The 11,254-nt window shown below is 47.2% G+C and carries 11 protein-coding genes; 2 read left to right on the top strand and 9 right to left on the bottom strand.

Annotation, left to right across the window (positions count from 1 at the left end; genetic code table 11):
• Window positions 1-157 precede the first annotated feature (157 nt).
• Both QUA02_RS31870 and QUA02_RS31865 read right to left on the bottom strand, forming a co-directional pair.
• The gene (locus QUA02_RS31870; protein ID WP_333033698.1) at window positions 158-2,290 is read right to left on the bottom strand and encodes an iron uptake porin; all 2,133 of its coding nucleotides are present in this window, start codon (window positions 2,288-2,290) and stop codon (window positions 158-160) included.
• Window positions 2,291-2,651: 361 nt separating this feature from the next.
• Complete coding sequence (locus QUA02_RS31865) at window positions 2,652-3,905, bottom strand: MFS transporter (RefSeq protein WP_333033697.1); 1,254 nt, start codon at window positions 3,903-3,905, stop codon at window positions 2,652-2,654.
• Between the two features lie 321 nt (window positions 3,906-4,226).
• Between QUA02_RS31865 and QUA02_RS31860 the strand changes: the two genes are divergently transcribed.
• A complete protein-coding gene (locus tag QUA02_RS31860; RefSeq protein ID WP_333033695.1) occupies window positions 4,227-4,733 on the top strand; it encodes a hypothetical protein in 507 nt (168 codons plus the stop codon).
• A gap of 78 nt (window positions 4,734-4,811) precedes the next feature.
• On the opposite strand, the gene QUA02_RS31855 is transcribed toward QUA02_RS31860, so the two are convergent.
• The 4 genes from QUA02_RS31855 to QUA02_RS31840 all read right to left on the bottom strand — a co-directional run bounded on the left by QUA02_RS31855 (window position 4,812) and on the right by QUA02_RS31840 (window position 6,797).
• On the bottom strand, window positions 4,812-5,114 hold the full coding sequence (locus QUA02_RS31855; protein WP_333033694.1) for a TMEM165/GDT1 family protein: 303 nt from the start codon (window positions 5,112-5,114) through the stop codon (window positions 4,812-4,814).
• Window positions 5,115-5,205: 91 nt separating this feature from the next.
• A complete protein-coding gene (locus QUA02_RS31850) occupies window positions 5,206-5,673 on the bottom strand; it encodes a TMEM165/GDT1 family protein (protein ID WP_333033693.1) in 468 nt (155 codons plus the stop codon).
• A gap of 315 nt (window positions 5,674-5,988) precedes the next feature.
• Window positions 5,989-6,639, bottom strand: coding sequence for a uracil phosphoribosyltransferase (gene upp, locus QUA02_RS31845; RefSeq protein ID WP_333033691.1), 651 nt, complete (start codon window positions 6,637-6,639; stop codon window positions 5,989-5,991).
• 35 nt (window positions 6,640-6,674) lie between these two features.
• The gene (locus QUA02_RS31840) at window positions 6,675-6,797 is read right to left on the bottom strand and encodes a hypothetical protein (RefSeq protein WP_333033690.1); all 123 of its coding nucleotides are present in this window, start codon (window positions 6,795-6,797) and stop codon (window positions 6,675-6,677) included.
• Between the two features lie 411 nt (window positions 6,798-7,208).
• On the opposite strand from QUA02_RS31840, the gene crtH reads away from it, so the two are divergent.
• Window positions 7,209-8,753, top strand: a complete 1,545-nt coding sequence (gene crtH, locus QUA02_RS31835) for a carotenoid isomerase (protein WP_333033689.1) — start codon at window positions 7,209-7,211, stop codon at window positions 8,751-8,753.
• 99 nt (window positions 8,754-8,852) lie between these two features.
• Here the strand turns inward: crtH and QUA02_RS31830 are convergent, their stop codons facing one another.
• The 3 genes from QUA02_RS31830 to QUA02_RS31820 form a co-directional block, all read right to left on the bottom strand.
• On the bottom strand, window positions 8,853-10,019 hold the full coding sequence (locus QUA02_RS31830; RefSeq protein ID WP_333033687.1) for a type II asparaginase: 1,167 nt from the start codon (window positions 10,017-10,019) through the stop codon (window positions 8,853-8,855).
• Between the two features lie 183 nt (window positions 10,020-10,202).
• Window positions 10,203-10,367 carry a photosystem II assembly protein Psb34 gene (gene psb34 / locus QUA02_RS31825; RefSeq protein ID WP_333033686.1) on the bottom strand — a complete coding sequence of 55 codons (165 nt, stop codon included), beginning with the start codon at window positions 10,365-10,367 and terminating at the stop codon, window positions 10,203-10,205.
• 154 nt (window positions 10,368-10,521) lie between these two features.
• The gene (locus QUA02_RS31820) at window positions 10,522-10,962 is read right to left on the bottom strand and encodes a pentapeptide repeat-containing protein (RefSeq protein WP_333033685.1); all 441 of its coding nucleotides are present in this window, start codon (window positions 10,960-10,962) and stop codon (window positions 10,522-10,524) included.
• Between the last annotated feature and the right edge of the window lie 292 nt (window positions 10,963-11,254).

Raw genomic sequence — 11,254 nt, 5'->3', positions numbered from 1 at the left:
ACAACCGTGTCTGCGGTTCTATAGCCTGCGGTCTACGGTTTGATCGCCTGACTCTTTTAAGATACAAGGGGCGGGTTCATCAACCCTATTGGCCACTCACAAATAAGCTGAATAAACCCGCCTCCGCCCCACACAAGGGCTATATTATCGCCACTTCTTAGAAAGTAAAAGTAGTGCGAAGAACTCCCACGCCTACAGTGTCATTATTCTTAGTACCTTCAGGATTGAACAACACAAAAGCGCCCGGTGTAATGCTGATATTGTCGTTCACTTTGAAACGATAATAAGCTTCCAAATGGTAAGGAGTTGCTTTATTTTCCTGAAAACGAGCACCACCGCTTACCGAATCCCGATCCAAAGGCTGTCCAAACAGAATACCTGCATTATTGCCCTGTTTGAACAAATCTCGGAAATGGAAACCTACCATCCAACTGTTGAAAGTTGTAGAAGCATTGCTTCTTTCAGCATCAGCAATTATCCAACCTCCATAGCTAGAAACAGCAATTTTTGGAGAAAGCCGCCAAGTTGCTGTACCGCCAAAAGAATTCATCCTCAGCCCGCCACTAACAGGTTGTCTATCTCTTCCCAAAATTGAACCCAAATCCGCATCAGATAATCCTGTAGCAAGAATATTCAATTGGTGGCGACTATGAGCATAATTCAAACCAATGTCAATACTGCTAGTTGGTTTAATCGTTAACTGTGCCGCAGCAACGGTACTGCCATTAAACAAACCCGCCCCCAACGGAGTAGCTGGAAACCCTTCATCATTGGGCAAAGCAGCATTTACACTGCCGTACAAAGCTGTGAGATTGACCTTTTTGGAAATGTTCCAAATAAACCCGCCTGCCGATGCCAAACCGCTGCCCGAAGTGCCTCCAGATACGCGGACTACAGGGTTGTAAGCTGCAAATCTAGAGATAGCTTCTTGCCCTTCTCCGGCAAAGGGAGTGATTGCTTGAAAAGCATCGGTAGTTTCTGCTTTCGGGCCAGCAAATAGAGTGATGCTGTTAGAAACTGGAAACACGTAAAGCAGCTTGTAAAGTTCAACAGTATTCGCGCCAATGCTAGATAGATTCTGAGGATTGATGCCTGGAAATTGCGGCTCAGAACTCAGCCTTGCCTGACTGTCCGACAAACCGCTAAATGCCCCCGTTGACAAACCTAACTGAGGCCCGAAGCTGCGAATGTTGTAAGCTTGCAAGCCTGTGATTAGGGTATCTTTCCCTGTGAAACTGGTCAGCAGATTCAGTCGCAGTCGGTAATTTAAGACTGTCTGGGTATCGCTGTGATTGTTTTTGGTTGTATCGGCAACACTAAAAATTGCTTCGCCACTGAGTTTAGTGGTTGTCGAAAATTGATTGGCTTCTAGTTCCGCTGTACGGGATTCTAAAGCATCGACTCGACCGCGCAAAGTAGCTAATTCTGCTGCAAATTCTTCTTGCAATCTTTGCAGTGTGGTTAAGTCTTCTTTCGTGGCTAAATTGGTCGTACCTGCTTTAATTAACTCGTTAACTTTATCCAAGCAAGCGTTTAAACCGGCGGCAAATTCATAGCGAGTCATTGCCCGATTGCCTCGGAATGTGCCGTCTGGATATCCCGCTATGCAGCCGTATCTTTCTACAAGAGATTGCAGGGCTTGAAATGCCCAGTCTGTCGGGCGCACGTCGGAGAGTTGAGATACAGATGTTACTTGCTGGAGTTCGCTGGATTCTGAAGTTTGGCTGTTGGTTGCTGCGGGTTCTAAGGAAGCGCTGTTTTCGATTTCAGCTAACTTTTCGGCAGTAGAAGTTTCGGTTTGGGCAATAACTGGTGCAGGGTTTTGGGCGGGAATTACAGATATTTTTTCTGTGACTTCGGCTGGTGTCTGGGGTTTTTGGGAAGGGGGAACAGATATTTTTTCTGTGACTTCTGGTGGGGTTGGGTTTGCTGGTTTTTCGGCTAAGTTTAATGAGGTTTCTGGCGGATTTTCTGCGGTTAATGCTGCTGTTTCGGGAAGATTGAGGTTGGCCGTTGCTTGGGGAAAATTGGCGAGTTGATTGGTTGTTGAGACGGTATTGTCAACTTGCAGCCCCTCAACTAATTTCAATTTAGATGTTTCAGGGAGTTTGACCGGATTTTCAACAGTTTTATTCAGGCTAGTTTTAGCCTCTGACTCTTTTTCTTTTAACTCTTGAGTGCCTACTGTTTCTTTCTCTGCGATGATAGGCATCGCAGACAATGGTAAAGAACCGGCAAGTATATACAGTAAACCTACTGTGCCTGCACTAAATAGTAAATGTGCTTTCACTAGAACTCCTCACAAAATTGATGGTAAAATTGGTATTAGCTTTCTAGGAATTCTAAACCTATTCGGTATCGAAACACACAATGTTTTGAGTTAATATTTTTTATATGTTTAATAAGATAAGTGAAACAATTGCCTCTGAGAGTTTGAGACTGCTAGGTATTTTTTGTGAGTTATTTATCTGGATTATGTATCACACAAGTATTATTTAAGGATCGAAAACTTAATAACTTAAACACCTCCTACAGTCCTCTCTCCTGTAAGTTGCAAGAAAAAAGGAGGCTCTTCCTCCGGATCTGCATTACCAGGCACAGCGAAAGTAACGAGCAATAGCTTAAGTTATTAAATTTTCATTCCTAAGCAACTATTTTTTCAACATTCGATCGACCTTTTGCAAAATCACAACAGCCACCATGACACTAAGAGCCAAACCCAGCCAAAAATTATCCGCCGCCCATTTACCTTGATCCAAAGCGAAACCGCCCAGCGGTGGCCCGATTAAATACCCGATCGCCCAACACTGAGAATTAACCGCCAAATACACGCCCCGCAAAGACTCCGGCGCTAAATCCACCACCAAAGCAGAAGCAAAAGGCGTATAAGCAACAGTCGCAAGCGACAAAAAGCTCAAGCCTAAAACAGCTAAAAATAGATTGCCAGTTGCAGCCATTCCCGTCAAGCCGATCGCGATAAATCCCATTCCCCACAGCAGCGCAGAAATCATCAAAGCTTTCGGATGGGAAAACCGCCTCAAAGCTTTAACAACAGGCAGTTGTAAAGCCACAGTTAAAAACGTGCTAAAAGCAAACAAAACGGTAATTGTACCTGTTGAAAAACCCGTTCCCGATGTCCCCACCTGCACAAATTTGCTAAAGTACAGCGGCATCGTGGTTTGGATTTGGGAAATGTATAGAGTGAAAAGAGTATTTACTAAAGCATAGACTAGAAGACTTCGATCGCTCAGCGCCACCATCCAGCCATTTTTCAGATTTTTTTTGCCTCTATCCGCTGGAGTAGCTGGTTTGTAGGTTTCGGCGATCGCGATCGCAACTACGGCAAACAGCACTAAAAACGAGATACCATCAATAATAAAGAGCGATCGATAATTCCCCGTTAACGCAATCAAAACACCGCCCAAAATAATCCCAACTTGCAAACCCAAATTATCAGCAAGCCGCGTCAAAGCAAAAGCCTCCTGTCGCTGTTCGCCCTCTGTTAAATCCGCCACCATCGTCTCGGTTGGAGGCCAATACAAACCCACGCCCAAACCCATCAGTAAATTGCCCGCAACTAAACCAGTAAAATCATTAGCAGCCGCCAGTACAAAAGAAGCCACAGCAGCAATAATTGCCGCCAGCAATAAAGTTCGCCGCCTTCCCCAAAATTGGGAATCGCAAAAAGAACCGCCCAAAACGCGGCCCAATATTCCCGAAATTGAACCGCTACCCAAACCGATGCCAACAGCAGTTGCAGATAAGCCGACGCGATCGACAAAAAAGATCGGCGCGTAAAATAAAGTAAAACCGGTGCCGCTTTGGGAGAGGAATCTGCCGGCGGCAAGAATCCAGACTTGAGGCGGGAGATGGGGCAACCAAGATGATAATTGAAGTTTAGGCATATACACTTAAATTAGGAGTTAGTCCTAGACGCAGAAACCCGGTTTTTTTTATGAACATACGTTATAGCCTTTAATCACGGTCAAAAACCCGGTGTCTTTGGTCGCAGTGCGTAAGTCCTGTGAGTAATTATTAATTTATTCCGTACTTTTTCCGAATTATTAGTATTAGTTAACCGAGGTGATGACAAACATAAGTGAGCTTAACAATTCTTCAGGGTATGTTACACAAAAGTTACCATTAATTTAAAAATACTTAACACGATTTGAGGAAAAAGTTAGTTAAGCTCTAGAAAAGGCAGAAAAAATTTTAGAGGTTGAGTTATGACAGCTATTACTACATCGAGAATCGAATCAATCAGACCCCGCTGGCAAGCAATTGTCATGGTAGCCTTAATTTTTTGGCTCAGCGGTAGCGTGATTATCGATCTAGTAATTATGCCCAGCTTCTTTGTATCGGGCATGATGACATCTCCCGAGTTTGCAACAGCCGGAAATTTGATGTTCTGGGGATTCAACCGCGTTGAGTTAATTTGTTCGGGCTTGGTGGCAACGGGTTTGATGGTTTTGAGCAATTTACTCGGTGACTTCGGCAAGCGCAGCCGCACAGCAATCTTATTATCATTGGTACTTCTGGCGATCGCCCTGATTGACACCTACGCTCTGACACCTCAAATGAGCGCCTTGGGAATGCAGCTAAATCTGTTCGCTGACGCAGCAGAAGTGCCCGCCGGGATGAATCTACTGCACCAAGGCTATTTTGGCTTGGAAGCGCTGAAGTTGGCTGTCGGCGCTACGCTGCTCGGCTGGTGCTACCAAAACCAAGTTTAATCAACGATAAAAATTAGGAAACGGCAGTGCCGTTTCCCTACAATGAATAAGGGTAGGAAACGGCACTGCCGTTTCCTCTTATTCGGATTCTTCTGACACATCAGATAATTCAGATTTCGGCCACAGCAGGCGCAAGCCCATCACCGCAAATCCGATCGCTGCGATCCCCTTTACCAGTCGCTCCGGCAACACTTCCGCCGTGCCTTGCCCAACTAAAACGCCGATTAAAGTCGCCAGCAGCAGCGCCGATGCCGTGCCGAAAAATACAGCCCGCGGCGAGTTGCAACTGCTGCCCAGGGCGATCGCCGCTAATTGACTTTTGTCTCCCAATTCTGACAAAAACACTGTAATAAAAGTTATTCCCAAAAGTTGCCAGTTCATATTTTTTTCAGTTATTAGTTCAGTATCTCTAGGGTGCGCAGTGCGCACCTTACCCATATAAAGTGCTTAATTTCATCAGGATTGCTAACAATTAACCCAGCACTTCCCACAGCAGAACCGCCGAAATCGCCAGCAAAATCCCTCCGGCTGCTCTCTCCAAAGTTCTCGCAGCAATCCGACTAGCCAGCCACCTTCCCAGCAAAACTCCCAGCAAACTGGTTGCGATCAAAGCCGAACCCGCACCCGCAAACACAATCCCAGGATTCCGAGATTCAGCCGTCATCAGCAAAATCGCGAGCTGAGTTTTGTCTCCAATTTCAGCCAAAAAAATAGTTGCAAAAGTCGAGGCAAAAATTGCCCAGTGCTTCGACTCCAGTTTCTTTTCTTCCTGACAAATATCGGGATTTGCACTCACTGAAAGTTCAGCCGGCTCCGGGGTTAAAGCAGCACAAATCTCTGAAGCCTCTTTTATTTGTATTTGTACCTGTTGTGGCAAATCGTAATTAGGGTTTACTGAGTCAGAAGCAGACAAGCTTGGCGGTACAGAATCAAGTTTCACGGGCAATGAGTGCTAAACGCTATTTATTTTTGACTTGTACTTTTGATTCTAACTTTCTCTGTGCCTGCTTTTACCAAACCAGGGTCATCTTTTTCGCCGGAGATTTCAGCAAATGATTCCTGAAACAACTCACCGCACCGAAATACGGATACCAGCCCCCAGATTTACAGCGTATTCCAGGTTGGTAGGGACACGGCAATGCCGTGTCCCTACGGAGGATATAGATATACGGTGTCCTTCATCAACCTGGAATCTGCTGTATCTGCCGAGTCAATCTAAAATCTAAAATCTAAAATCTAAAATTGACTGACTGGTTCATGTACCGTAAGTTCGATCGCCCGCATCTCCCAAACCAGGTACAATAAAGCCCTGTTCGTTGACTGTTTCGTCGATCGTTGCCGTGTAAATATTCAAACTCGGGTATTCTGCACTCAGCCTCTGCAAAGCCGGAGCAGCAGCCACCACAGAGATAATCCGAATCAAGCTCGGGTCAATTCCTCGCTGCGTCAATTCCTGCATTGTCGCCACAATCGTGCCGCCAGTCGCCAGCATCGGCTCGCTAATTATCACCCGCGTTTGGGGGTTAAACTGCGCTGGCAATTTGTTCAAATAACAAGTCGGTTCCAGCGTCTCCTCATTCCTTGCCATGCCGAGGTGGTAAACCGAAGCCAGCGGCACAACCGTCTGAATTCCTTCCAGCAGTGCCAAACCCGCCCGCAAAATCGGTATCACAACTAACGGAGCTTCCGGGTTGATAAAAGTCGCCGGACATTCTGCCAAAGGCGTCTGCACCGTTGTTTCCACTGTCGGCAGCCACTCTCGAATTGCCTCGTAAGCCAGCCACCTTCCCAATTCTGTCATCGCAGAACGAAAAAGTACCGAGGGGGTGGCGGCGTCGCGGGCAACAGCCAGCCAGTGTTTAATTAACGGATGCGGAGGAACGTAAACGCGCAGTTGCAGGGACATTATAAAATTGGGAAGATTGCTAGGTTTGAGGGATTTTATGCGGTGCGGTCGATCGTCTTCGAGGGCTTGGCCAACGGGCGATCGATCGCTCTGTGCAACTTATCACATCCTTGAGGGCGCATACAAGCCAGAGAGTGAGAATCGACATCAGGCACCATTTTCAAGATTGCCGTCGCGGGTTCAAACCCCCGCCCGACTGCCGGACGGCCGGACTATTGCCACAAGCACAAGCCGTCCCTTAGAACCCATTTGCCGATCGACCTCCGAGAGCTTATTGAAATATTTTTCCAATAGTATTGACATTAATTAGCAATAACCCTATAGTAGTTTTTAGTGTTCTCCTCTCAAAGGATCGGCAGACGGGGGCAGTCGGCAATGGTAGACTGTTCCCGCATTTTTTTTGGAAGCAGGGGCATCGGGCATCGGGCATGGAGCAAAGAGGGCATCGGGCATCGGGCATCGGGCATTGGAAATAGTTTATTTTTGTTCCTTCTTCCTTCTTCCTTCTTCCTTCTTCCTTCTAGAGCGATCGACTGTAATATTATAGAAATATTAAGATTTTTAACCTGATGTCAGCTCCTACCCAATCCCAGTTATTTTCTCCCAACTCCCGCCCGACAGAGCAAAAGTTTGATGTAATTGTCATCGGTTCCGGCATTGGCGGACTCGTGACAGCCACCCAGCTAGCCGCTAAGAAAGCCAAAGTTTTGGTACTCGAAAGCTACACAATTCCGGGGGGTAGCGCTGGATATTTCGATCGAGAAGGCTACAGATTTGATGTCGGGGCCTCCATGATTTTTGGCTTCGGACAGCGCGGCACCACCAACCTCCTCACCCGCGCCCTGAAAGCAGTCAACGTCACCCTAGAAACTATTCCCGACCCCGTACAGCTTCACTATCACTTACCCGACGGCTTGGATCTAGAAGTTCCCCAGCCTTATGACAAATACTTGCAAGAATTAACTGACAGGTTCCCTCACGAACGCGAAGGAATCCACAAATTTTACGGCGAATGCTGGAACGTCTTCAACTGCCTCAACGGGATGGAATTGCTATCCCTAGAAGAACCCGGATATCTGGTTCGAGTCTTTTTTCAAAATCCTTTAGCCTGTTTGGGATTAGTAAAATATCTACCTCAAAATACTGGCGACATTGCGCGGCGCTACATAAAAGACCCTACTTTGCTGAAATTTATCGACATGGAATGCTACTACTGGTCTGTAGTACCCGCAGACTTGACGCCGATGATTAACGCCGGAATGGTATTTTCCGACAGACATTACGGCGGCATAAATTATCCCAAAGGCGGAGTCGGTCAAATTGCCCAAAAATTAGTAGAAGGATTAGAAAAATTCGGCGGGCAAATTCAATACAAAGCTAAAGCGAAAAAAATTATCACAGAAAACGGCCGCGCTGTCGGAGTCGAATTAGCCACCGGCGAAGTTTACCGGGCAAAGCGGATAGTTTCTAACGCCACGCGGTGGGATACTTTTGAGAAATTGCTGCCCGCAGAAGAGATGCCCGCTAGCGAGAAAAAATGGCAGCAGCGCTATCAAAAAGCCCCCAGTTTCTTGAGTTTGCATTTGGGAGTGGAAGCAAGCGCAATCCCTGCCGGTACTGCCTGCCACCATATTTTGTTAGAAGATTGGGACAAAATGGAAGCGCCGGAGGGAACAGTTTTGGTGTCAGTTCCGACCGTGCTCGACCCGGATTTAGCTCCCGCAGGATATCACATCGTTCACGCTTTTACGTCGAGTTGGATGGAAGAGTGGGAAGGACTTTCGCAGCAGGAATACGAGGATAAAAAGGAAGAGGCGGCAGGGAGAATTATTGAAAGATTAGAAAAGATTTTTCCCGGTTTAGATGCGGGTTTGGATTATATGGAAGTGGGGACAGCGCGTTCTCACCGCCGTTTTTTGGGGCGCGAAGACGGAACTTACGGGCCGATTCCGCGACAGAAGTTAATGGGTTTGCTGGGAATGCCGTTTAATCGAACTTCTATGCCTGGTTTGTATTGTGTGGGCGACAGTACGTTTCCCGGACAGGGTTTAAATGCGGTGGCGTTTTCTGGGTTTGCTTGCGCGCATCGAATTGCGGTGGATTTGAGTTTGTAAGTCAAGTTTGATGAAATTCTTGTGGGGTGGGCGTTCCGCCCGCCCCAAAAATAGAATTTAGACGATAAAGTCTGTTGAAGAAACCGGGTTATCGATCGCCTAATAGGTGTAAAACATCTCCTGGAGTTTTTGCGTGTCGCTTGTAATCGTCAAACCCAGCATTAACAGGAGGCGAGCTTTTTGAGGAGTCAAATTATCTGCAACAATGAAGCCGTTTTCATCATCTTTTTCTTCCCCATTTCGCACCACTCGCCCTGCACCCGTGCGCGAACTCCGCGCGATCGCGATCCCTTTTTTGCTGGCCGCGATCGCCGAAGGTTCCAACTGCACAGAAATACTGCCATCCCCGACCCCAGCGTAGACAATGCCTTTTGCACCATCGGCGATCGCAGCATTTAGCAATGCGGGGCTGTTGTTGCCATACCCGTAAATAATATCAACTTGGGGCAGTGCGGTGAGTCTGCTGACTTCAAAGGGAGTTGCCACCGTATGCTTGCGGAGTGGCATTCTGTAGAAGTAGGGTTTGCCCAGCTCAACGTAGCCCAAATAGCCGATGTCATGGGCTTGGAAAGTGTTGAGGCTTGTCGTGTTCGTTTTTGTCACTTCGCGCGCCGCCGAAATTTGGTCGTTGAGGCTGACGAACACACCTTTGCCTGCTGCTTCTGGACTGCCGGCGATCGCCACCGCGTTGTACAAATTCAAAGGTCCGTCGGCACTGAGAGCCGTAGCAGGTCGCATTGCTCCCACCACCACCACAGGTTTTTGGCTCTTGGTAACTAAGTTGAGAAAATAGGCAGTTTCTTCCAGAGTATCCGTCCCGTGGGTGATGACAACGCCATTGACATCAGGCTGTGCCAGAATCTGGTTGACGCGCTTGGCTATTTTCAGCAAGCCTTCGTTGGTCATGTTTTCGCTGGCAATTTGCAGCACCTGCTCGCCTGTAACATTGGCAATGTTTTTCAGTTCTGGTACGGCTGAGAGCAGACTTTCAACGGGCAGCGTTGCAGCCTGATAGCCTGCGGTTGTGGTGGAAGTTGCGCCTGTTCCGGCGATCGTTCCGCCAGTCGCCAGAATCACGACATTGGGTAATCTGGCATTTGGCAAGCGGGCTGGCGCAGGAGACTGAGCCAGCGTTGGGGCAACAGGCGCGCTCGTCAGGGCAACAGGGGCAAAGTGCGATCGAAAGTTTGCCATTGCTGGCACGACAGTCAGACAACCGAGGGTCAGCGCTGTCAATAAAGCAGAAATGAAAAGCTTTTTCTTCATCAGAAATCCCCTGAAATTAATTTAATCTCTGGAACGCGAAAGCAAGCATAGCCCAGAATCTTGTATGACTCGGTATTCTTAGAAACTTTACGGCTAAGTAGGGTGAGGATATCAAAAACTGAAAAACTGCCCCCCTGTGACCGAAGAGAGGCAGTAAAAACGATTGAAAGCTAATACTTGAGGTTAAGCGACGAAAGCAGTGAACATCAAGAACGTCACCAACAAGACGGCACCGGCACCTTGAAGGGCATACTGACGCTGCTGTTCGGGTGAAGGGTACTGAGCGTAAGACATTTTCGGCACAATGGCGTAGTTGTTGAGGGTTCCGTTTTCGTTTGTGGTATACATCGCTTGTTTTTCCTTTGCTCTGTTATGTAAATTAATGTAACAGAGTGTTAAGTTATGTAACAGTGACTTGACACAAGCACAGGAGTGATGCTTGTCACAGACGTTGGTTTTATTGCATTTTCACATCCACTTCTTCCTTCTTCCTTCTGCCATATCACTGATCGTAGCTGCCGCCGACGCCGATTTGGGTATTGTAGATTTTGGCATCAGTGATGGTCATATCTTCCATTGATGCGCCGGATACGTCAGCGGTGTTAATGATGGCGGCGGTCAGATTTGCCCGATCGAGGTCTGCGCCATTTAAACTGGCATTAGTCAGGAAAACTGCGGTTAAGTTAGCACCCGTCAGGTTAGCGCCCGTCAAGTCAGCACCTTCGAGGTTGGCGCCTGAGAGGTTGGCGCCTTGCAAATTCGCTTCTCTCAAATCTGCACCAATTAAATGAGCTTCCGCCAAATTTGCTCCCGACAAGTCGCACTTAAAACATTGCCCGGTTGACAGTAACTGTTTGACATGATCCGGATTTTGGGCACGAGCGGGGCCGGCCAATAGTAGGGGAGTAATTAAAAGAGTAGCGGCTAGTAGATGACGTTTCATAATCCCTTTTCCTCAGCAGACTCGGTGTTTAAGTTCTTCTGTTTATATCTACAATTTTAGCACGGTTGTTTTCGGAAGTTGCGATCGAATTCACAGACCTGCTGTGATATCGATGGCCCTCTACAACGCACAAATAGTCTCGAAAAGCTCGCAAAACTTAATGTCGCAAAACTTAACACTACCGAACTTAATACAGTATCTTTTGGTAGTAACCTTTGGGAGCGTGTCACTTTTGCGATGAGTATAAATACTCAGAAATACTAGGGCAGAGGTTTTGAGCTATTGTTGGGCA

It is taken from the genome of Microcoleus pseudofavosus SVA1_A4, assembly GCF_036700565.1.
Classification (GTDB): domain Bacteria; phylum Cyanobacteriota; class Cyanobacteriia; order Cyanobacteriales; family Microcoleaceae; genus Microcoleus.
The sequence above is the reverse complement of the archived record's forward strand: the minus strand, read 5'-3'. Positions and strand labels throughout refer to the sequence as shown.

Excerpts from the sequence above, each read along its gene's own strand:
- crtH (WP_333033689.1), top strand. The coding sequence starts at position 7,209 with ATGTCAGCTCCTACCCAATCCCAGTTATTTTCTCCCAACTCCCGCCCG.
- upp (WP_333033691.1), bottom strand. The coding sequence starts at position 6,639 with ATGTCCCTGCAACTGCGCGTTTACGTTCCTCCGCATCCGTTAATTAAA.
- QUA02_RS31840 (WP_333033690.1), bottom strand. The coding sequence starts at position 6,797 with ATGGTGCCTGATGTCGATTCTCACTCTCTGGCTTGTATGCGCCCTCAA.
- QUA02_RS31830 (WP_333033687.1), bottom strand. The coding sequence starts at position 10,019 with ATGAAGAAAAAGCTTTTCATTTCTGCTTTATTGACAGCGCTGACCCTC.
- QUA02_RS31855 (WP_333033694.1), bottom strand. The coding sequence starts at position 5,114 with ATGAACTGGCAACTTTTGGGAATAACTTTTATTACAGTGTTTTTGTCA.
- QUA02_RS31860 (WP_333033695.1), top strand. The coding sequence starts at position 4,227 with ATGACAGCTATTACTACATCGAGAATCGAATCAATCAGACCCCGCTGG.
- QUA02_RS31865 (WP_333033697.1), bottom strand. The coding sequence starts at position 3,905 with ATGCCTAAACTTCAATTATCATCTTGGTTGCCCCATCTCCCGCCTCAA.
- psb34 (WP_333033686.1), bottom strand. The coding sequence starts at position 10,367 with ATGTATACCACAAACGAAAACGGAACCCTCAACAACTACGCCATTGTG.
- QUA02_RS31820 (WP_333033685.1), bottom strand. The coding sequence starts at position 10,962 with ATGAAACGTCATCTACTAGCCGCTACTCTTTTAATTACTCCCCTACTA.